This window comes from Chitinophaga parva, from assembly GCF_003071345.1.
GTDB classification, from domain to species: Bacteria; Bacteroidota; Bacteroidia; order Chitinophagales; family Chitinophagaceae; genus Chitinophaga; species Chitinophaga parva.
Genome location: NZ_QCYK01000003.1, coordinates 1100837 through 1123876 on the forward strand (window position 1 = coordinate 1100837; position 23040 = coordinate 1123876).

Annotated in this window: 12 protein-coding genes; 3 read left to right on the forward strand and 9 right to left on the reverse strand. The window is 54.3% G+C overall.

What is annotated here, in order from left to right; genetic code table 11:
* Positions 1-11: 11 nt before the first annotated feature.
* The gene (locus DCC81_RS23645) at positions 12-3059 is read right to left on the reverse strand and encodes a SusC/RagA family TonB-linked outer membrane protein (RefSeq protein WP_108689162.1); all 3048 of its coding nucleotides are present in this window, start codon (positions 3057-3059) and stop codon (positions 12-14) included.
* Between the two features lie 271 nt (positions 3060-3330).
* Between DCC81_RS23645 and DCC81_RS23650 the strand changes: the two genes are divergently transcribed.
* The 3 genes from DCC81_RS23650 (at position 3331) to DCC81_RS23660 (ending at position 7462) form a co-directional block, all read left to right on the forward strand.
* Complete coding sequence (locus DCC81_RS23650; protein WP_108689164.1) at positions 3331-4224, forward strand: AraC family transcriptional regulator; 894 nt, start codon at positions 3331-3333, stop codon at positions 4222-4224.
* 64 nt (positions 4225-4288) lie between these two features.
* A complete protein-coding gene (locus tag DCC81_RS23655) occupies positions 4289-5821 on the forward strand; it encodes a glycoside hydrolase family 32 protein (RefSeq protein WP_108689166.1) in 1533 nt (510 codons plus the stop codon).
* Positions 5822-5827: 6 nt separating this feature from the next.
* Positions 5828-7462, forward strand: coding sequence for a hypothetical protein (locus DCC81_RS23660; protein WP_108689168.1), 1635 nt, complete (start codon positions 5828-5830; stop codon positions 7460-7462).
* A gap of 53 nt (positions 7463-7515) precedes the next feature.
* Here DCC81_RS23660 and DCC81_RS23665 read toward each other — a convergent pair whose 3' ends face one another.
* Genes DCC81_RS23665 through DCC81_RS23700 form a run of 8 tightly spaced genes read right to left on the reverse strand, consistent with a single transcriptional unit; the run spans position 7516 to position 22934 of the window.
* Positions 7516-10422: a discoidin domain-containing protein gene (locus DCC81_RS23665; RefSeq protein ID WP_108689307.1), complete on the reverse strand. Its 2907-nt coding sequence runs from the start codon at positions 10420-10422 to the stop codon at positions 7516-7518.
* Positions 10423-10430: 8 nt separating this feature from the next.
* Positions 10431-11831 carry a DUF5005 domain-containing protein gene (locus DCC81_RS23670; RefSeq protein ID WP_108689170.1) on the reverse strand — a complete coding sequence of 467 codons (1401 nt, stop codon included), beginning with the start codon at positions 11829-11831 and terminating at the stop codon, positions 10431-10433.
* A gap of 9 nt (positions 11832-11840) precedes the next feature.
* Positions 11841-14903 carry a SusC/RagA family TonB-linked outer membrane protein gene (locus tag DCC81_RS23675; RefSeq protein ID WP_108689172.1) on the reverse strand — a complete coding sequence of 1021 codons (3063 nt, stop codon included), beginning with the start codon at positions 14901-14903 and terminating at the stop codon, positions 11841-11843.
* Positions 14904-14937: 34 nt separating this feature from the next.
* Entirely contained in the window at positions 14938-16644 is a 1707-nt protein-coding gene (locus tag DCC81_RS23680) for a RagB/SusD family nutrient uptake outer membrane protein (RefSeq protein WP_108689174.1), read from the reverse strand.
* Positions 16645-16667: 23 nt separating this feature from the next.
* Positions 16668-19757, reverse strand: coding sequence for a SusC/RagA family TonB-linked outer membrane protein (locus DCC81_RS23685; protein ID WP_108689176.1), 3090 nt, complete (start codon positions 19755-19757; stop codon positions 16668-16670).
* A gap of 22 nt (positions 19758-19779) precedes the next feature.
* Positions 19780-20751 carry a DUF4961 domain-containing protein gene (locus DCC81_RS23690; protein WP_108689178.1) on the reverse strand — a complete coding sequence of 324 codons (972 nt, stop codon included), beginning with the start codon at positions 20749-20751 and terminating at the stop codon, positions 19780-19782.
* 18 nt (positions 20752-20769) lie between these two features.
* Positions 20770-21216 (reverse strand): DUF5004 domain-containing protein, encoded by a 447-nt coding sequence (locus DCC81_RS23695; RefSeq protein ID WP_108689180.1) that lies wholly within the window; start codon positions 21214-21216, stop codon positions 20770-20772.
* Positions 21217-21230: 14 nt separating this feature from the next.
* Positions 21231-22934 (reverse strand): RagB/SusD family nutrient uptake outer membrane protein, encoded by a 1704-nt coding sequence (locus DCC81_RS23700; RefSeq protein WP_108689182.1) that lies wholly within the window; start codon positions 22932-22934, stop codon positions 21231-21233.
* Between the last annotated feature and the right edge of the window lie 106 nt (positions 22935-23040).

A 23040-nucleotide genomic window follows, 5' to 3' on the forward strand; every position in this document is an offset into this window, starting at 1 on the left:
GTCTTTAGTGATTACAGTCCCAGTTTTAAGCCCAGCAGGAAAGTGCGGTAACGCGGGTACAGCTCATTGGAGGAGTTGCCGCCGGAAACGTCCGGGTCCACGCCCTTGTAGCCGGTGAAGAGGAAGGGGTTCAGCACCTGTGCATATACATTCAGGCTGTTCATGTGCATACGTTTCAGCACGTTGCCATCCACATCATAGCCCAGGGTAATGTGCTGGATCTTGATGTAGGCTGCCTTCTGGATAGAATAGCTGGAACCCTGTCCTGTGCCGCCTGGCAGTGTACGCAGGGAGGTGCCAAATGCATCCGGGCGGGGAATGTTGGTGTTCGGATTTTCCGGTGTCCAGTATTTACCGCCCTCCACGGTTACGTTGGCAGTATTGCCAAAACCGGCATTGTAGTAAGTAAGGTTAGTGTAAGTGAGGTTATTCAGCTGGTGCCCGTACTGGTAAGTGCTGTACACCACCAGGTTAAAGCGGCCCAGGCGGAAGTAGTTCCACCAGCTTCCCCATCCTTTGGGAATGCTGCTGCCCACTACCACTTCATCCTGCGGCGTGATCTTGCCATCGCCATTGACGTCTTTGATGCGGATGTCACCCGGCTTGCCGTTGGGGTTGAGCTTAAAGTCGTCCCCTTTCTGGTACAGCCCATCATACACATAGTTTACGTACGTGCCGCTGGGCGGCAGGCCTACGCGCAGGGAAAGGCTGATAGAGTCCCTGCCGGGAAACAGCTTGGTAATACGGCTCTGGTATTTGGACCAGTTCACACTTGTTTGCCAGGCAAAGCGCTTGGTCTCTATGGGCGTAGCTTTCAGCATTACATCAATACCCTTGGTTTGCATGGCGGCCACATTCACCTGTTCATTATAAAAGCCGGAAGAAGGTGCCAGGGTGAGTGGCATGAGCAGGGCGCTGATATTCTTTTTATACACATCCACGGAAAGGGAAATGCGGTTGTTCAGCACCGCGATGTCTGTACCGGCATTGAGCTGGTGCTGGCGCTCCCATTCCAGGGAAGTGTTGCCCGCCGTGCCGCCAATGGTGTAACCACTGGTCACCGAAGAACCATTGAAGGGATATTGTGCCTGGTTAAAGCGGGTGTAGATCGCATCGTAAGGCAGGTTCTGGTTGCCCACCAGGCCATAGCTGGCCCGGAGTTTAAAATCACTCAGCACGGTTTTCAGTTTGTAGCCAATGAAGGGCTCATCCACTACGCGCCATGCGCCACTCACGGTGGGGAAGAAACCGAACTTATTATCGGGGCCAAAGCGGCTGGAACCATCCTGGCGGGCGGTCACGTTCAGGATGTAGCGGCCTTTGAATTTATAAATGGCGCGGGCCAGCAGGGAACGCACGGACCAGCCGTCGTAGTTACTGTTATCCTGCACCTTTACACCGGCGCTGCCCATGTTCTTAAAGCTAAGTAAGTCTGTAGGAAAGTACTGTCCCTGCATGTCAGTGGCAAAATTTTCGTGGCGCTCAAAGGTGAAGCCACCCAGTACATTCAATTCATGCCTGCCTTTAGTAAGGTAATAGTTAGCCGTGTTTTCCCACAGCACATCCGTGGAGCGGGTGTTGTAGATCTCACCGGAACCATTGGTAGAAAAGCCTCCACCGGTATTGCGCGGCCAGTAAGTATCTGCCTCTGCCTGGTAAATGTCTGCCCCAATGCTGGAACGCAGGGTAAGGTTTTTAAACGGCGTAAGCTCCAGGTATAAATTAGCATTGGTCCGGTTGGTCGTATACATGTTGGTTGCATACAGCGCCGTGGTCAATGGGTTGATGATGGTTGAAATGCCGGTGGAGTTATCAATGATGATCAGGGGCTGGTTAGTACTGTCGTAAGGCGGCATCAGCGGGCTTTGGGTAAGGGATTGCTGGAACTCGCCCGGCATGGCATTGCGCGTTTGATCATGTGTGAAATTTACGCTGCCGCCTATCTTCAGGAAAGAGCGGATCTGCGATTCATCCGCCAGGTAACCTGCATATTTTTTATAGCCGGTGTTGATGAGGATGCCCTGCTGGTCCATATAGTTACCGCTGAAGTACACGCGGTTGGAACCGGTGCCGTTGGCCAGGGAAATATTATAGTTCTGGATGGGCGCATTGTTATGCGCGATAGCGTTTTGCCAGTTATAGCTTTGGAATCCGTTGGTAATGCTCTTCAGCTCGTACTGGTTAAAGATCTTACCATCAGTGGTATCTGCATTGGGTGGAAAAGATACCGGGTCTGCGTTGGTAAAAGCGGTGCGCTTCAACTTATAGTAATCCTTTGCGCCCAGCATTTTGTAAGCAGGATTATTTACCTGGATGCCGGCGTACATGTCAAAGTTCACGGCAGTTTGTCCTGCCTTGGGTTTCTTGGTGGTGATGAGCACCACGCCTTCGGCGGCGCGGGAGCCGTAAATACCCGCCGCTGCCGCATCTTTGAGGATCTCCACGGATTCAATGTCGGCAGGATTTACATTGCGGATATCACCTACCAGGGCCACCCCGTCTACAATGTACAGGGGGCCTTGCAGCTGTGAAATGGAGTTCAGCCCGCGAATGTTTACGGACACGCCGGCACCGGGCTGTGTGCTGTTTGCATGCACTTCCAGGCCAGGTGTGCGCGATGCGAGTGCGGAAGCCAGGTTGGTAGACGGCATTTCCACGATCTCCTTGCCAGACACAGTAGCCACTGCGCTGGTGAGGTCTTTACGGCGCTCCTTGCCATAGCCGATCACCACTACCTCGGAAAGGGCAGCATTTGCATTTTGCAGCATGATGTTCCAGTGCGTGGAATCATTTTCCTTTACGATCATGGCCATCGTGTTGTAGCCGGTAAAGCTGATCATTACCGTAGCGCCAGGCTGTGCGTCTATCTTAAACTGGCCCTTGTTGTCGGCCATCGAGCTGGAAGTGGCGCCGGCCGGGCTTTTTACCCGGATGGTGGCAAAGGGCAGGTTGTCGTGGGTGCCGGCATCCTTTACCACGCCTTCAATGTGTTTTTGCTGGGCCATGGCACTGGTTATACAACCGGTGAAGACCACCAGCAGGCAGAGTAGTTTTCTCATATCAGGGATTGAATAATCTTAAATGTGCGGGACGTGTTTTTTAAGTGTAAGATGGACAATATAGCCTGCCTGGAAAACAGGTGGCGATGGCGTGTCCGCAAAGCGGTTGTTTACGTGGAGACTAAAAGCAGCATATATGTCGTGGAATTAGATTGATTGTACGGTAAAGCTACGTTTACCCTGGTGCGGAAAAAATGGATTAAATACAAAAAAGGATGGATTATATTATCCTTTGGAATATTTTGTACATTAGGTGTTTCAAGGACACGTTATGCATGCAAAAACGAAAGGGATCAAAGAGGGATTCGTGGGCCAGCAAATGGTGGTATTGCCTCCTAACATCAAACGCCAGTTCACCCAGAATCCGCTGATCAAGGGATTTTACCTCACGGCCATCGGTTATTATCCCAAAGCCACTAACCACGACCGGGAGCGCAAATCCGGCAGCGACCAGTATATCCTGATCTACTGCATTGAAGGGGAAGGCAATATCTACCTGCACGATACGGCCTATGTGCTCCGTGCCAACAGCTATTTTATCATCCCGCGCAATGTGCCCCACCGCTATACGAGCTATGGGGCCAATTCCTGGAGTATTTACTGGGTACACTTCAGCGGGGAAATGGCGCCGCTCATCTACCACCGTTTTGCACAGGACGGTGCGCCGGCCGTAATGACCGTACCGTACGACGAAGCACGCATCCGGTTGTTTGAACAGATCTTCCACCTGGTAGAGCGTAGTTATAATGAACGCGAGATGGAGATCCTCAACTTTAACCTGCTGGCCTTCGTCAACTCCCTGATCTACCATGCGGAGGCCAATCCCGCTATCCATAGCGATGATGTGGTGGGCAGTTCCATTGCTTTTATGAAAAAGCACCTCCAGGAAAAATTCAGCATCGAAGAGCTGGCGCAGCAGCAGGGCATTTCCGTATCGCACTATGCCCGTATTTTCAAACAAAAAACGGGCAGCTCCCCTATTAATTATTTCAACCAGCTGAAGGTGCAGAAGGCCTGCCAGCACCTGTATTTTACAGACCGCACCATCAAAGAGATCAGCGCGGAGCTGGGCGTTGATGACCAGTATTACTTTTCAAGGCTGTTTACAAAGGTGATCGGCGTATCACCTGCCCACTACCGGAAGCGCCACCGGGGCGGCAAATAGCAGCAGGACAGTACCGGACAGAAAGCTGGTAAAATTGACTATTTTACGGCGAAACGGAACTTCCATGACCTATCCACGTATAAAGGGCTGCCTTGCCGTATTAGGCCTGCTGCTTGGCTGTGGCACGCACACCATGGCGCAAACCACGCCCACCCCGCAATGGAGGCCGGTGTACCATTTTACACCGCCCCAAAACTGGACCAACGATCCCAATGGATTATTTTACCAGGACGGCACCTTCCACCTTTATTACCAGCACAATCCTTTTGAAAATAAATGGGGCCACATGAGCTGGGGCCATGCCACCAGCAAAGACCTGGTGCACTGGCAGCACCTGCCCGTAGCCATTCCCGAGCGGGTAACCGCGGATACCACTACCATGATCTTTTCCGGCTGCGCGGTAGTGGATGCAGCCAATACCAGCGGGTTTGGTACCAACGGCAAAGCGCCGGTGGTGGCTATCTTCACAGCACACCTGCCCAAGCAGAAAAAGGAATGCCAATACCTGGCTTACAGCAATGATAACGGTAACACCTATACGCTGTATGACCATAATCCCATTATAGACCTGGACATGGCAGATTTCCGTGACCCCAACGTGTTCTGGTACGCGCCTACTAAAAGCTGGGTGATGACGGTGGCCCTGGTCAATGAGCACCAGGTACGCTTTTACGGCTCCAGGGACCTGAAGCACTGGGAAAAGCTGAGCGACTTTGGCCCCGCCGGGTACACGAAGAATGGCTGGGAATGCCCGTCTTTGCTGCATTTGCCGGTAGCAGGCAGTAAGGAAGAAAAGTGGGTGCTCTTGGTATCCTGCTTCCAGGACCACGGACCGCTGATGCAATACTATACCGGCAGTTTTGATGGCAAACAATTCCACAACGATAATCCAGCGGATAAGGAACTGGTGGTAGACTATGGCGATGCTTTCTATGCCGCCATTGCCTGGCGGGATGCGCCCCAGCGCAATCCCATCCTGCTGGGCTGGATCCAGAACGGCCGCCCCGAAACGTATCCCTGGAAAGGTCAGCTGTCCATTCCGCAGGACCTTTCCCTGTACCAAAGCGGGGAAGGCCTGCGCCTGCGCCACCAGCCGGCGGCACGGGTAGTGAAAGCCCTTCCCCGCTACACCAGCGGCCAGCCATTGGTGCAGTACAACCCGGCATCCCACCCCGTAAAAGATACCACGGTGACACTACCCGGCAATAACGGGAACGCCTATTGGCTGACTGCCAGCTTTGCGGTGAATGGCTCTTCCACCGCGGGTTTCAACGTATTTGAAAACAAGCAGGACGGGCGCAGGATCACCGTGGGGTATGATGCCGCCAAAGAAGAACTGTTCGTAGATTGCACGGCTTCCGAAAAGCAAAACAAGTCGCCGGAAAACCTGGTGATGCGGGCACCTATGAAAGCCGTCAATGGTAAGGTGCAAATACAGATCCTGGCAGATAGGTCGTCCCTGGAAGTATTTGGCAACGACGGGGAACAGGTGATCTCCACGATGGTGTATCCCGCGGCTAACGATACTGGTATTTCAATGTTTACAAAAAGCAATGCCATCCTGAAAAAACTGGAACTGCGCAACATTCAACTTTAATTATTCATGAAGCATTATATCATCGGAATAGCGCTGCTGCTCTCCCTCCTACCCGCGCGTGCCCAGCAAAGCCCGCGCATTGTGAACATCGTAAATTTTATCCGCCTGCTGGAGCCCCGCGACCCTGCCATTACGGAGGACGTGCTGTATCAGACCGTAGTGGCACAGGTACAGCTGATGCGGGCCAACAAACTGCCCGGCACCTTCCTGCTGCAATACGATGCGCTGATGGACCCGCGCTACCAGCAACTGCTAAGATCCCTGCCCAGGGATAGTTTTGAAATAGGCGCCTGGTGGGAAATACCGCAGCCGCTGGTAGAACAATCCGGCCTCCCCTGGCGGGGCCGTTACCCGTGGGACTGGCGCGCCAACATTGGGTTCTCCACCGGCTACTCACCTGCGGAAAGGGAAAAGCTGATCGACACCTACATGCATGCATTCAAAAAGGTTTTCGGCTACTATCCCAGGTCTGTGGCCTCCTGGTTTATTGATGCGCACAGTTTGCAGTACATGTACGATCACTATCACATTGTGGCATCCGCCAATTGCAAAGACCAATATGGCACGGATGGCTACACGCTGTGGGGTGGCTACTGGAACCAGGCCTACTACCCCAGCCAGCGGAATGCATATATGCCTGCGCAACGTGCCGCTATGCAAATACCGGTACCCATCTTCCGCATGCTGGGCAGTGACCCTATCCGGCAGTACGATGATGGGCTGGAACATGAAAGGCAGGGCGTGATCACCCTGGAACCGGTGTACCCCAAAGCAGGTGGCGATTCTGTATGGATAAACTGGTTCATGCAGCAATTAGTGCAGCAACCTGCCCTTGCGTTTGGTTATACACAAGCCGGCCAGGAAAATTCTTTCACGTGGAATGCCATGGAAAAAGGATTGCGCCTGCAATTCCCCCTCATAGCCCGCCTGCGCGATCAAAAGAAAGTGCGGGTGGAAACACTGGCGGCATCCGGTGCCTGGTTCCGCAAAACATTCCCTGTAACACCCGCTACAGCGGTAGTGGCGCTGGAAGACCTGCCAGGTGGTGATAAAAATACCGTTTGGTATAATAGCCGCTTCTACCGGGCTAACCTGTTGTGGCAAGATGGCCACCTCCGCTTCCGTGACATCCACCTGTTTGATGAACAACTGGCATCCCTATACGAAAACAAGCCCGCCACTGAAAATGAATGCAGCTTCTACACCTTACCAGTAATTGACGGCTACCTGTGGAGCAACCGGGATACGCTGGCCGGCCTGCGGTTTAAAGCAGTAGTGAATGGTGATACGGTAAACATTGCCGGCGGCAAGCCCACCGTGTCGGAGCAACCGAACACGCTGGTCATCCACTGGCCGCTAAAGGACCAAAGCGGCAGCTTTACCATCACTTTAAAGGAACGCCAGGTGAGTGTTGCCTTCTCCGGGAAGGCGCCCCTGCAATGGTTCCTGGACTTTAGCGCCGCCGCCCGCAAACCGTTGCCATTCCTTGGCCTTGATGCTACGACACTTACTGCAAAGTTTGAAAACATGCAATACGCACTGACCACTCAAAGTGGCACACTGCAAGGAAATAACACCGCCTTCAGGATGCTGCCCGCCAACAACAAGATCATCCTTACTTTTAAAACGGATATTCATTAAAACAGGAAGGCCCCGGAAAAATCCGGGGCCCTTTTGCTTACTTGTACAACAGGTCAATTACCGTTATAAGGGATAGCGGTCAGTTTATATTTTCCATTTTCCAGCACCTTCTTTTCCACCTGCATCACTACTTCCTGCTGCTCACCTTTAAAGAGCGTGAAGTAGTTGTCAGACATGAGCAGGGGCAATACCTGCTGGTTATTGTCTGCCCGCAGCAATTGCACGCGCACCGCAAAAGCCGTTGTGGACGCTGGATTACGCACGATAGCCCGGATGCGGATGCTATCACCTACGGTTTCCATCTTTGACGTAATGGTCAGCTTTACCGGCGCCAGCTTATTCAGCGCGGTATAATCCGCTGCGCGGTTGCTGCGCCAGTAGAAGTTGTCAGACAATACTCTGCCGGTGCCATCTTTCAGGTACAGGCGGATGAACTGCACATCGCTCAGCGTACTACTGCGCTTTCCATACACTTCAAAATCGTAGAGGGAATACCCCCATTCCGTGGCGCGCTTATCGCCCTGCATCTTTACATAGCGGGCTTTTACAGGCGGGAAGTTTACCGTTTCCATCCCCCCTTTGCCATCCGTGGTCTGGTAGATCTCTTTCCAGTTTTGCGCATCGTCCGATACCAGCAGGCGGAACGCTTTGGCGTGGGCGGTTTCCCAGTTGAGCACCACGCTGCTGATCTCCTGTGGCGCTTGCAGGTCCACGTACACCCATTCATGGTCTGTGTAGTGACTGCTCCAGCGGCTGCCGGTGCTGCCATCCGCCACTGCGCCGGCGTCTCCCCCGTCATTGGAAGTGGAAGAAGCCACCGCGGGTTTGCGAAAGGCCAGGTTGTCAATATTAAAGTTCAGGTTAAAGCAGGGTGTGGCTGCACCGGCGGCAGCATCTACTTTTACGGTCTTGGCAAATTCTTTTGCCGGGCGGCCATCCACGTTGTACACCATGGCTTCCGCGGTGAGACCGGGAGCGTTTTGCAACGTGGTGTTGATCACCTTCACGGAGTTGTCACCTGCGCTCCACTGGATGTGCAGGGGCTCACAAGCTTTCTTTACACCGAAATAAGCACCGGTGAGATCGTAGTAGTAGTCATAGGTCTGCCATACAAAGCTGGGGTAAGCAGATTGGCTCATCCAGGTCATGATGCCGGAAGCATCATTCCACATGTTGTGCAGCCAGCCTTCGTACATGGCTTTGTTGGTCTCAATATTGAGCAATTGTGCTTTGCGGCAATAATCATCAATACCGGTGGGCGCGCCATAGCTTTTGGTGATAGCATCATCATAACGGTCCGGTCCTGCATTGAAGGCATTCTTGCCAAAGAAATGCTTGTTCCACATTTCATTGCGCGGCCACCAGCTGCTATCCGGCATAAAGCGCTTAAAGCTTTCCACGTTTGTAAATACGGCCGTGCCTATTTCCGTGCGAAGGCCCCAGCCGGGTGTACCGCCAAAGCCGCCAGGGAAGCGGGTAAAGTACCAGGATGGCAGGAAGTTGGCCCAGGGGCCACTGCCGGTCAGCCCATCGGCGTGGGAATTGGCCTGGTACAAACGGTCGCCGGCGTCAAAGGTGGCCACGTCCTCACGCAACCAGCCATTGAGCGGAGGCAAGGGATAGCCTTCGTTATCACCGCACCATACTGCTATGGACGGGTGGTTGCGCAGGCGCTTGATCTTTTCTACCGCGTTCCTGTTAAAGGCAAAAACATCGTCCGGTAAGTTAGGATGGGAGTTCAGCCAGAAATCGTCCCACACCATGAGGCCATACTTGTCACAGGCTTCATAAAACTCTTCATCCGTGGTACTGCCTATCCAGTTGCGCACCATGTTCAGGTGCATGTCATGGTGCAGTTTCAGCTTGGTTTCATACTCACCGCCCCGGCAGCGCAGCATGTACTCAGACATGCCCCAGTTGCCGCCTTTGATGAAGATGCGTTGCCCGTTAATATGCAGGTGCAGCACCCCACCCAGGGTATCGTAGCTGTACTGTTTTATACCAAACTTCACCCGCTTTTCATCGGATACTTTTGTGGCGGCGGTAAATTGCAGGTCACAGGTATAAAGCGGCTGCGCGCCATAACCATTGGGCCACCAGAGCTGCGGGTGCTCCGCTTTTTCCTGGAAGCTCACATGATCTGTCCTGCCCGCGCCCACCTTTACTTTGCGGGAGAAGGTGATATTGCCCGGTGTGATCGTACCTGTTACGGTTCCCTCCTGCTCACTGTCGCCGTCATTGTGCAGGTCCATGCTGATGTGCAGCATAGCATGCGCCGTATCCGGCACCAGGGTACGGATCCAGGGATCGTTGATGGTCACGGCGCCGGAGCTGCCCAGGTATACATCATCGGTGATGCCCATGTTGAGGCCCGGCACATAAGGCATCCAATCCCAACTGGCGGCGGAAATGTAAGTAGGGCTGGAGTAATTCACGATCGGGGTGCCCGGCCACTTTACCAGCACGGCCAACACGTTAGGTTGCCCCGGGCGCAGGATATGGGTCACGTCAAACTTACCCCGGTCCATGAAGCCGTCCAGCAGGCCAAGGCGCTGCCCGTTAAGGAACACTTCGCCTTTGCGGTTCACACCTTCAAAGATGAGCCACTGTTTTTCCTGCCGGTTAGCCGCCGGTGTAAATACCGTGCGGTACCAAAAGTCGCGGTCGTACTTTGATTTGTCTACCTTGTAAATGTTGTCGCCAAAGTTGGGGTCTTTTTCAAGACCAGCCGCTACGTAAGCCCCAAACACGGTGCCTGGTACGTCGGCGGTCACCCAGTCCTTGTCATCGTAGTCCGTCGCCTGCAGTTGTGCAGCTGCGGGCGCTGTGGCAGCGGGTTTCACCTTCCACACTACGCCGGGTGTGCCACTGTTGAGGCGCATGCATGGCTGCTGTGCCGCGGCTTGCAGACCTGCCATCATGAGCAGGCCCGCCAGCCATTTTCCGTTCTTTTTAAGCATGTTCTGTTTTATTTCCAATTGAATACGCGCACGAAATAGGGACGGTAACGGTCAGCACTGCCCGGCACATTGAAGTTGCTGTTAAAGTCCGTGGGATTGATGTTATAAGAGATCACCAACTCCCCGTGCCGGCTCAGGGAGCGGTGCACAAAGGCGTTATAGGTGATGAAATCCACTGTATATTTCTCCGGTATGTGGTACAGCGTGCGCTTGTTGGTCCACGGCCCTATGGGCGAAGTGGCTTCCTGGATGTAGATGTCCAGCCCAAAGAGGTTTTGCTGTGACACCAGGTAGTATTTACCATCTTCATAAAACACGTTGGGTTGGGTGATATCGCTGCACACAGTTTTCTTCTGCGGTGTAGTGCTCCAGCCATTATCGCCATAGTATTCCCAGGTACCGGTAAGATCATGCCCGGCCACGCGCGCCACGTACATGTAAGTGGTGAGGTAACCGTTCTCTGTGGCATACATATACGTGTAGCCATCCGGTGCGGCCATGCTGGCGGCGCTGTAGTTCTGGTAGGTGTCTTTGTTTTCCTGGATATGGTCCAGCTGCATGGAGGGCAGGTTGTAAAGGGCCAGGTCCGTGGAGACGATCGCAAAGTCCCAGGTGCCATTGCCGGTCTTGCGTACATGGGCCAGCAACATTTGCAGCTGGTTGCCATGTACCTGGCTGGTGCCGGGCCAGTACCAGTCCTGGTCTTCCGGCGCATCGCGGTACTTCACCCAGGTTTCACTGGTGTTGCCGGTGCCGGGATTGAGCTGCACAAAACTTTGTACGGAGGTATCCAGTTCCAGGTTGGCAGCGTTGCGGCACATCTTGTTGTTGGTGCGGTTGCGGTCCTGGCTTACGTTACCAAAGAAGCTATCCTGGAAGCTCCAGAGCAGGCGCCCGTCCGGCAGCATTACGGTGTAGCAGCCATCTGCCCCGTTCCAGTTGCGGTAGCGGGTCAGGTAATCATTGTAATCCAGGTCGCTGTACACGGTCACCCCCGGGTCCCATTTGCCCAGGTTGGGCAGCAGTTGCAGGCGCGGGCCGGTGGGGTCCGCGGGCTTCACCACGTGCACATACCATTTGCGCACCTTGCCGGCGGCGGAGGTCACTGTGTACGTATATCCGTTACCGTTATCCGCAAAGTTTACCTTCACACCTGGCGCCGGTAGTACTTTGGCGCCTGGTGATACGGTAACGATAGGGTTGATAGTGGTAAGGTCCAGGTCTTTCTCCGCGCTCACCGTGATGGTACCGGAGTCCGGTGTATTCACGATAATGGCGTTACCTACCTGGCCGGCAGGCAGTTTGAAAGATGTGATGGCGCACTCCCAGCTTTTGTAGTCCTCCATGGGACTGCGCATGCAGGAAGCGAGCAGTGATATAGCCGTGGCCAGCAGTATAGTCATTTTCATAGCTGCTTTTTATTTGAGACCTATTTGTACCCCTACATTTACCACGCGCTGGTTGAAGTAAGCATCACCGGCGGTGTTGCTGGCTACTTCAGGGTCCTGCTGGTATTTCTTGTAGTTGGTCCAGGTAAACAGGTTATAAGCGCTCAGGTACAGGCGTGCGTTGTTAACTCCTTTGGGCAGTAAGGTGCTGGGCAGCTGGTAGCCCATGTCCACCGTTTTCAGGCGCAGGTAGCGCGCATCGATCAGCCAGAAATCAGACATGTAAGTGCTGGCGCTGTTGATCGTGGTGGGGTTACTGGTGAGGCGCGGAAACTGTGCATTGGCGGCGGTTTCCGGGGTCCAGCGCTGCTGGTGGATGGGCTGGAACTGGCTCTGGAATGTTTCAATGCCCGTACCCACTACCGCAAAGCTGTAACCGAAGGCGCCCTGGAACAGCAGGTTTATACTGAAGCCTTTGTAACCCCCACCCAGGGTGAGGCCCAGCACTGTGCTGGCCAGGTTAGGCTTACCAATGGCGCGGCGGTCGTTGTTATCTATCACACCATCGCCGTTCACGTCCTGGTATTTCAGGTCGCCCGCCTGGATGGGATATTCACTGAGCGGTGTAGCCGGAGCATCGTGCGCATTGCTCTGGATCTTGGCAATGTCTTCCGGCGTGTAGTAACCTATCCAGTGATAACCAAAGGGCTGGTCAATGGGGTGACCGGTTTCCCGCAGCCAGGGGTAAGCCGGCTGTGCTTCATCCTTAAACAACACCTCGTTGTGGAAGTGCTGGAAAACCAGGCTGGTATTGATGTTCCAGCGGCGTATGTTGGTGCGGTAGTTGATCTGGCCGTCAAAGCCTTCGTTCTTGGTACGCGCCACGTTAGTAGGGCTGTAACCCACACCGATGATGTTGGGAATAGACCCTTTCTTTACCAGCTGGTCGTAGCGTACGTCATGGAAATAATCCACGGTTACAGACAGGTGATCGTTAAACAGGTTCATGTCCAGGCCTGCATCGGCCTTCCTGGCCTTTTCCCAGGTCACGTACATGCTACCCAGGTCGCCTTCATAAATGGTGCCCTGGCCGGCATCACTTTCGCCAAAGCTGTAGCCGGGGCCATTCAGGTACTCCTGGCGGAACAGGTAGTGGTTACCCGCCGTTACGTCAGAGCCTACCACACCGTAGGAACCACGCAGTTTCAAGAGGCTTACCACGCTATTGAGGTCACTGAAGAATTTCTCTTTTGAGATGGCCCACCCCGCGCCCACAGCCGGGAAAAAGCCATTGCGCCGGGCTGCCTGGAAGCGGTCGGAGCCATTGTAGGCACCATTGAAATCCAGCAGGTATTTTTCCTTGTAGTTATAACCGGCTTTGAAAGACCAGCCCCGGAAGTTAGAAGGGATATCCGCCATGGACGTGGTGCTCTGCAGGTTATAAAGCAGCAGGCCGTTGAAGTTATTATCACCAAAGCTGCGCGCATAGTTGGCAAACACCTGGGTGTTCACATTCCGGCTGTACAGGTCTGTGCTGCCCGTTACCGCGTAAGGTTGTAAGCGGTAGAAGCCACGCGGATCCAGGGTGTAAGAGCCATCCTCCGGATTGTAGTGGTAAGAGGGAGGATCTGCACCGCGGAACAGGTTCCGCGAATATTGCTCAATGCCGGCATATGCCACGCGCGCGGTGAGGGACAAGCCTTTGGTGAGCATATCCAGTTGCTGGGTGCCGCCAAAGAGCGCGTTAAAGTCTGTGCGCTTGCTACGGGTGTAGCCACCGTTTGCCAGGCGTGCGTTGATGGTGGGCAGTTCATCTTTCGTGTCTGCAGCAAATGCATAGGAACCATTCGGGTTCATGATGGGCGCAGAGTACGGATGGATCTTTTCAAAGTTGTATACTTCCGATACCACGTTGGCGCTATGCGGCTGGTTGATGTCTGCAAAGCGGGTGGTCAGGTCCAGGCGCAGGTTCAGCGTTTTGGTGGCCTGCATGTCCAGGTTAGAGCGGAAGTTATAACGGCGGAAGAAATAGTTGGTGTTCACTTCATTGCGCGGATCGGAGAAATCGCGCACCAGGCCGTTCTGCGTGAGGAAGCCTCCGGAGATGAAGTACTTCACCGCCGGGGTACCACCGGAAATGTCAATGTTGCTATTGGTCTGGTAGCTGTGTTTTTTGAACACGGTATTGTACCAGTCGATGTTCGGATGGCCGTAGGGATCTTTCCCGTTCTTAAACAGCTCCAGGTCTTCACCGGTGAATTTGGGTGCCAGGCCGTCATTCTTATACGCTTCATTTACCAGCACCGCGGTGTTGTAGGCATCGAGGAATTTAGGCGTCTTTACCGGTGATTGCTGGCCACCTTCAATGCGGGCATTCACCTGGGGCTGGCCCATTTTACCACGGCGGGTAGTTACCACCAGTACACCGTTGGCACCTTTGATACCGTAAATAGCCGTAGTAGAGGCGTCTTTGAGGATGGAAATGCTTTCAATCTCGTTCACGTTGATCTGCTGCAGCTGGTCATACGTATATTCAATATCATCCACGATGATCAGCGGTTTGTTACCATCACTGTTCAGGGAGCTTACACCACGGATAAAGAAGTCAGAAGCATCTTTACCCGGCTGGCCGCTGCGCTGCATGGATACAAAGCCGGGCAGCTTACCCATGAGGGCATTCTGCACATTGGCCGTGGGCACATTGCGGATCTCCGCGCCGGTAATGGCGCTTACCGCACCGGTGTTGGTAATACGTTTGGCCTGGTTAAAGCCTACTACCACCACTTCATCCAGCCCCTGGTTAGATGGCTGCAACACCACGTCCACCGTGGCTTTGCCGGCTACGTCTATTTCCTGTTTGGTATATCCTACCAGCTTCACCTCGATGGTGTGACCGGCGCCTTTGAGCGTAAGATGGAAGCGGCCATCCCCGTCTACGATGGAGCCATTGGTAGGCAGCCCCTTTTCCGTAACGGCGGCACCGGGCAGTACCCCGTTCTGGTCTTTCACCGTGCCGGAGACCACTTTTGTTTGCGCGGGCAGCAGCCGTGGTGCAGCCATTACCAGCAGGACTAAAAGAAAAATATGTTTCATGTCAGTCATTTAAATTTCATGTAAGTAATAGGGATCACCAGCCGGGGTTCTGTACCATGTGATCATTCTTCACCACTTCATCGTAGGGAATGGGATACAGGTACATCTTCTTGCTGAAGGACGGTTTGAACACAGATACCAGGTTGTAGGTGAGCGTAGCGCCATCCTTGATGATCTGCATGCCATGCAGCGGGTTGTTGAGCACCTGCTCTGCAATGCGCCAGCGGCGCACGTCCCAGTAGCGTTGCTCTTCAAAGGCCATTTCTATGCGGCGCTCGTTGCGGATCACCTGGCGCATGGAGTCCTGGGTCATATTGGCCGCAAGGCCATACATCCCATCATCGCCGGGTGCAATGCCGGCGCGGGCACGCAGGTCTTTCAGCACCTGGTACACCTCTTCCGTGGGACCACTATACTCGTTCTGCGCTTCGGCAAAATTGAGCACCACTTCCGTGTAGCGCAGGATCAGCCAGTCATGGCTGGTTATATCACTGTACTGGGTAGCGGTTTCAAAATTGCCCATGAACTTGCGCATGTAATAAGCCGTTTTGGTGCCGGGTGTTTGCCCTGCCGGTTTGTTCTGGCCACCGTCAAACATCTGCAACTGGGTATTCAGCCAGGTGCAGCCGTTGTACAGGATGGTCATGCCAAAACGGGGGTCACGGTTGGCATAGGGATCGTCTGCGTTGTAGCCGGACTGGGGGTCTGTGATCGCCCGCCCGTTGGCCATGGGAAAGGCATCCACCAGTTCCTGGGTAGGATTGGTGCGGCCATTGGCCACTTTTGCAAAGCCCAAAGGACCGTTGGTACTTTCTATCGTGGAGTTGTTACTGCCCTGGCGGAAGAAGATCACTTCACTGTTATTTTGTGTGATGAAGATGTCCTTAAAATTGGGCAGCAACGCAAAAGTTCTTTCGTTGATCAGGTCGCGGGCCGCGTCTGCCGCCAGTTTCCAGCGTTCTTTATCATAGGTGGTGTAGCCGGTGAGCGGATTGTTGGCGTCAATATTCTGTCCATTGAACAAGGGGCTGGCCGCATACAGCAGGATCTTGGCTTTGAGCGCCAGGGCCGCACCGCGGGTGGCGCGGTGGCTGTTCAGCTCCGGTGCCACCACGGGATTGGGGCGCAGGCTGTCTTTAATAGCATCACATTCCTTTACCAGGTAGCTTACGCAATCGGCAAAGGAGCTGCGGGCTACCTGTACATCATCTCCCAGTTTACGGGCGCTGTCGCCCATGAGGGGAATGCCGCCGTAACGCTTCAGCAGCTCAAAATAGAAGAGTGCACGCAGGAAGCGGGCTTCCGCCTTCCAGGCATAGCGGATGGAATAACCGTTTGGCAGCTTTTCCTTTACCGGGCTTACATCAATGTTGCTCACAAAAATGTTTGCCTGGCGGATGGCTGCATAGCAGCTGGCCCAGGGCGTTTCTGAGGCAATGGTAGCATAGGAAGTGTAGCCACCGGTAGCCAGCAGGGACACATCCGTGGTGCTGGTGGAGATAGACACAGCATCATCACTCGCGGCGTCCAGGATGTCGTTATTCAGCCGGTTATAGCCTTGTGGCAGGTCAGAGTAGATGGTGTTCAAAAATTTATTTGCGTAAGTGCCCAGGGAGTCGTCCTTGTCAAACACGTATTCGATCGTGAATTTTTCAAGGGGCACTTTTTCATAATCCTTGCTGCAGGAAGCCATGGTGGCGGCTACGGCGGCTATGACGAGAAAAATGCGGAGTTGCTTCATACAAGATTTATTTAGAGGGCGCACTAAAATTTAACATTGATACCGGTGTTCACTACCCGCTGTATGGGGTATGCCCCCACGCCTACTTCGGGATCTACAAAGTCGTACGCCGCATGTGTAAAGAGGTTCAGCCCATTCACGAAGATCCTGGCACTGCCTATCTTCAGGCGGCTGGTCCATGCATAAGGCAGGTTGTACGCCAGGCTTACATTCTTCAGGCGGAAGTAGTTGCCATTGTGCATCCAGAAAGTGGAGCTGGCCTTATTATACCCGTAGTTGGCATCGGCCGTGAGGCGCGGGTAGGTGGCGGTGAGCGCGGTTTCCGGGGTCCAGCGGCCGGTGATCTGCTGGTAGGCCTGGCCGTAAGTGAAGTTATTGAACTGGAAACCACCTTCCGTAGCAAAGTTGGCTACATACTCATCGCGGTTTGATACACCTTGCAGCAAAGCGCTGAACTCAATGCCCTTGTAAGAGAAGCCCGCGGTAAGCCCGTAATAGAAAGTAGGTTTATACGTGCCAATGGGCGCTTCATCAAACTGGTTGATCTCCCCGTCCCCATTCAGGTCTTTGTAATGGATGTCGCCGGCCAGGGGCTTGTAACCTGCAATGGTGGCGCTGCCATTGGCTTCATCTGCCGTCTGGAACAGGCCTTCCGCAATGTAGCCGAATGGCATGCCCACCGGCTGGCCGGTACGGCGGTTCCAGCTATAATCGCGGCGCTGCTCATCCATGTACAACACTTTGGTGGCAAACAGGTTTGCATTGCCGGTAATGAAGTAGTTGAACGCACCGGCGCGGCCGTTGTAGGTCACCTGCAGCTCACCGCCCTGGTACAGGTTGCGGCCAATGTTCTCCGCGGGATAAGCGGCGCCGATCAGGGCAATGCTCTTACCACGGGTCTGTAACAGGTTCGCATATACGTCGTGGTAATAATCACCGGTGATCACCAGTTTATTTTTGAAGAAGGCGGCGTCAAAACCCACGTCTGTCTTACTGGCCGTTTCCCAGGAAATATTCACGTTTGCCAGGCCATTCTCCCGCACACCGGAACCGGCAGAGCGCACCGTGCCCTGTGAGTAAATGCCACCACCTATACCATTGTCTTCAGAAAAATCCTGGCGCCAGATATAGTAGCCGGAGTTGTCTATCCCATTGCCGGTACGCCCGTACACGCCCCGGACCTTCAACTGGTCCAGCCAGCTGGAGGCGTCCTGCAGGAAGCCTTCCCGGGCCAGGTCCCAGCCCGCCCCGAAAGCGTAGAAGGTGCCGTATTGATGACCGGGCATATAACGGTTGTAACCACTGCGGTTAATGGCTGCTTCCAGGAAGTAACGGCCTGCATAGTTGTAGCCGCCTTTTGCGGAAAGATTGGTCGCCACACCCGGCAGGTCATAGTTATAAATGGTCTGGCGGCGGTCCACATATAAGCCCCCGGTTACGTTGCTGCGGCCAAACGCGTGGTCATATTGGAAAGACAGCTGCCCGAAGAAGTTCTGGGAATTGAACACCGGTGCAAAGCTGTTGGACTGGGAATTGCCAGCGCCTGATTTGGTGTAGATCGTATCGCCCTGGTCAATGCTCATGTGGTACACCAGGTCGGATTTATTGCGGATCAGTGCATTCTGCGACTGGATGGACAAATTGCCCTTACCCACGAAAGCCAGGCCTGGCAGTAGTTTGGAGAGATCGTAGCGGATGTCCACGTTAGACATCACGTCTTTGCTCTGATCCTGGATATAGCCGCTGTTGATGGTCTGTGATAAGAGGTTGGCCGTCAGGTTGCCGGTGCCACCCCAGGTCCCGTTCGGGTTCTTAATGGGATAAGCGTTGTTAGGCGTATTCAAAAGCGTGCCCAGGATATTAGCCATACCGGCGCCAGGCTGCCAACCGTCCTGGATGCGGCCAAAGATCTGCAGGCCTACGTTCAGGTTGCGGGTCACATCCACGTTCACGTCTGCATTGATCAGGTAACGTTTCAGTTCTGCGTTGGTGTTATAGTTTTCCGTATTGCTTTCGCGGAAGAGGCCTTTCTGGTCAGTATAGTTCAGCGCCACTGCGTAGCGGGCCACGTTGCCGCCGCCATTGATGGCCAGGTTGTAATCGGAAATGGGGGCGGTCTTGCGCAGGATGGTATGGTACCAGTTCACATCCGGGTGGCCATAAGGGTCCGTGTGATCGCGGTAGGCTTTGATATCGCTTTCTGTGTACAACGGGTCTTTGCCATCATTTTGCAGGGCCTCATTGAGCAGGTAAGCATATTGCCACGCAGGCAGGGGCTTGGGCATGCTGATGGCTTCCTGTATGCCGGTTTGCGCGGTGAAAGACAAGCGGGGCTTACCGGCGCGGGCCCGCTTGGTGGTAATGAGCAATACGCCGCGGGAGCTGCGCTGGCCCAGCAGGATAGTAGACATGGCGTCTTTCAGCACGGAGATGGACTCAATGTTTTCCGGGTCTATGGAATACACATCGCGCTGCACACCATCAATGATGGTCACCGGCTTATTTCCCCGGAGTGACAGGCCTATCTCTGTATTATCACTGGTTTCGCCGGCACCGCTGTGCGGGATGTTGCCAAGGAAAATATTCACATCATAGTTATTGCCCGTGGCGGGATTACGGAAGCCGCTGGTCTGGTACGTGTACAGGCCTGGCAGGCGGCCGGAGAGCGCGTAGGCGTACAGGGTGGCTGGCGTGGTAGACAACTGGTTAGTATACACAGATGCCACGGATCCAACCATGGTGGCGGGTGTAGCCTCACCATACAGTACGGGTATGCGCCTGGGGGACTGCAGGTAGCTTTCTTCCATGCGCAGGCGGATATCCTGCGTGGCGCCGGCCACTTTATGGGTAATGGCATTGTACCCCTCGTGCTGCAGGATAATAGTTTGCTGCGGACCGGCCTTTATTTTGAACTCGCCGGAAAGCCCGGTGTATGTAGTGTCTGCGCTGCCTTTTACTACCACGGCGGCGGCGCGTACGGGCTGCCCGTATCCATCGAGCAGGGTACCGGTCACAAAGCCCCCGTCCTGCGCAGACACCCGCCCCGGGAGGGCAAAGGCCAGCAGTGCGAGCGCCAGTACCGGTAAATATTGTTGTATAGAGCGGTGAACCATTGTATTAGTTTTTTAACGGGAATTATTGGCATTTGAACGTGAAGGGGAATGGTGTGGTGCTGGAGTTGGCAAAGCCCACTTTCACGGTGCCGCTGGCATCGGTGAAGAAGAAATCAAATTTCTTCAGCTTCTTGCCTTCCGGTGCTTTGAAGAAAGCGCGGGGCCAGATGGTGATAGCGGATTTCTTACCGGTATAGGGCATCAGCAGCGTATTGGCCGTGCTTTCGCAGGTGGTCAGCGTATCGCCATCCCCTGTATAGGCGGTGCCGCACAGGTACACGTTGCCCATGCCTTCCAGCGCGGTTTGCACCACAGAGGGGTCAAAGCTGATGGTGAGCCAGTCGTTGTCCGTTGTATTGCCCGGCGTAAAAGCCGCGATCTGCGGGTTACAGAAGTCTACCAGGTCGCCCTGCCCGTCTGTTACGTTAAAGCAATCCTTGAACAGGTTCTTGTACACGTTATTGGCGCCAAATACATCACTCAGGCCTTCGGTGCTGCAGCCCAGGAAGTAGCCGGTCTTAAACTGTGTGTTCTCCGGGCCTGCCTTGGTGTTAATGGTCACCACGATGTTGTCATTGGCGCCATTGGGCATGTTGTAAGCAGTGGTGCTCCAGAAGGCCACCCATTCCAGGTCGTCTACCATATAATTGCCTCCCATGCCAAAGCGGTCTTTCAGGGCGGCCGGCCAGTTCTTGTTATTCGCAGCGATCACGGAAGCCGGGATGGGCACCATGCTGCCGTTGCCATCATTATCCGTGGTATAGGTTACGGTACTGTTCATGGCGGCGGCCCAGCTCTTAGGCGCCAGGAAAGCGATGATGAGGCGCTCATTGCTGCGGCCTCCGTCGGCCACGCTCACATGGCAGTTCATGGTGATAGTGAAGGTCTCCCCTGCCTTTACAGACGCGGGCTGGTCTACGCTATCCAGGAAAACGCAGCTGGCAATAGCCATGAGCAGAAGCGCCAGCGTGCCGTATAGTAATTTCTTTTTCATATCGTGGAAAGCTATTGATTAAGGTTGCACGCGTTGCAGCGTATAGAGGTACACGTTAGCCCCGCATCCCGGGCTGAACGTGAAGATGATATTGCGGGCGCCGGCAGCTACCGGGTAATTGAAAGTGGTGCTTACGGCGGTATCCCCGTCTGGCGTGAATTTCAGGCGGAAGGGGTATTTCGGGTCGTCCAGGGCATAGGTGCCATTCTTGCTTACCACGAAAGGCAGTACGTTATCCATGGTATACTTGCCATCTGTGGTAAAATGGATCCTGAACTGTGAAAAGTCGGCCAGGGTGGTAATGTCCACCCCGTTGCGCACACATTTGGTAATGCGCCATTCGCCGGAGATGTCTTTCGTGCTCTCGGCCACCAGCATATCGTTATGGTGACAGCCAAAGGTGCCCATCAGCAACAGTACAATACCGATGCGGCCTGCTACGCGGAATAATGTTGTGAGATTCATGTGTTGCTGTTGTTTTACCAGGAGGGATTTTGTTTCAGCTCAGGGCTCTTTGCGGTTTCATGCTGCGGGATGGCCCACAGGTACATGGCCGTGCGGAAGTTGTGCTTGCGTACCGGGAAGAGCTTATAAGTTACACTGCTGCCATTGCGTGTTACCTCCATACCGGTCATCGTTTGATTCTCCGTCTGGCCGGCTATCTTCCATCTTCTCACATCCCAGAAGCGGTGCCCTTCAAACGCAAGCTCCACGCGTCTTTCCGCACGTATGCTGTTGCGCATGGAGTCCTTGCTGATGCCCACCGGCAGCTGGTAAGGATGGAGGCCTGCGCGGCGGCGCACCAGTTCCACGGCGTTGTACACATCCGGGGTGGGGCCATTCACTTCATTGGCCGCTTCCGCATAGTTGAGCAACACTTCTGCGTAACGCAGGAGCGGGAAGCAGCGCTGGGTGCCGTGAATATAGTTGGCTGCAATGTTGGAGTCCAGCATCTTGTTGGTATAGTAACCCGTGGGCGTACCGGCATACACGGCATCCTGTGATACCCCTTTACCGCTGGGGCCCAGGTAGATATTTACCGGCGCTCTCACGCTGGTATTCTGGATCAGGGGCGTCTGGTCGCGGATGATGGAGAAAGCAAAGCGGGGCTCGCGGCCGGCATAGGGATTATTGGGATCATAACCGGAGTTGGGATCGGTAATAGGCAGGCCGTTCGCCATAAAGAAAGCGTCCACGGTGCCCTGGTAAGGGAAGCCTCCCTGGCCACCGCCACGGGATGGTGGCTCCCAGGCTGTTTCCAGGTCTTTGTTACCGCCCTGCATGCGGGCAAAAATATATTCTTTGTTGAGGCGTGTTACAAATAAGGAGTAAAAGCCCATGCCCGGCGCGGTGGTATTGTCTTCCACCAGTGAAAAGGCATTGGTGTTCATCACCGCCCTGGCAGCATCTGCCGCCAGTTGCCAGCGGTTGGGATCATTGTCCGTGTAACCGGTGAGCGGGTTTTGCGGATCAATATTGCCGCCATTAAAAAGCGGGCTGGCGGCATACAGCAGCACCCTTGCCTTGAGGGCCAGGGCGGCGCCGGCGCTTACGCGGCCATAGTCTTCGCGCACGCGAGTCATGGGCAGGGCGCCCGCCACGTAATCGCATTCAGACACGATATAGTCCACGCATTCCTTGAAGGTGTTGCGCGCTGCGCTGATATGATCACTCACGTCATACACGGTATCGCCTATGAGCGGAATGCCGCCATAGTGCTTCAACATAATAAAGTAATACCAAGCGCGCAGGAAGCGGCCTTCAGCGCCCATGGCATTGCGGATGTACTGGGGTACGGGGATGCCGGACAAATGTTTCAGCAGTTGGTTTACCCGGCGGATGTTGGTGTAAGGCGTGTTCCAGGCATCATCCGAAATGATAGCGGGGTTTACCGTGCCGGTGGCAAACTGCACGGAAGTGGTCACGGACGCGGATTTCTGGGGCTCTGCCTCATCGCAGGCAGCGTCCAGGCCCCCGTTACCAAAGCGGGTGGCACTTTCAGAGAATCCAATATCCACATAGATCTGGTTAAGGAACTGTACCGAGCGGGCACTGTCGGAAAAGACCGTCTCTTCATTCAGGTTGGTGGTCTCGGTCTGGTCCAGGAAGTTCTTTTTACTGCATGCAGCAAACAGCAGGATGCCCAGGCCCAGCCACACGGGAGCAGCAAACGAGCGTTTCATTTTCATAACGTGGTAAACGTGGAAGCGTTTAGCTTTTTGGTGATAAAAATTCTTTCATACAAGGGAATAATAGCCCACACGGGTAAAAGCAAGCTTTCACCCGGAA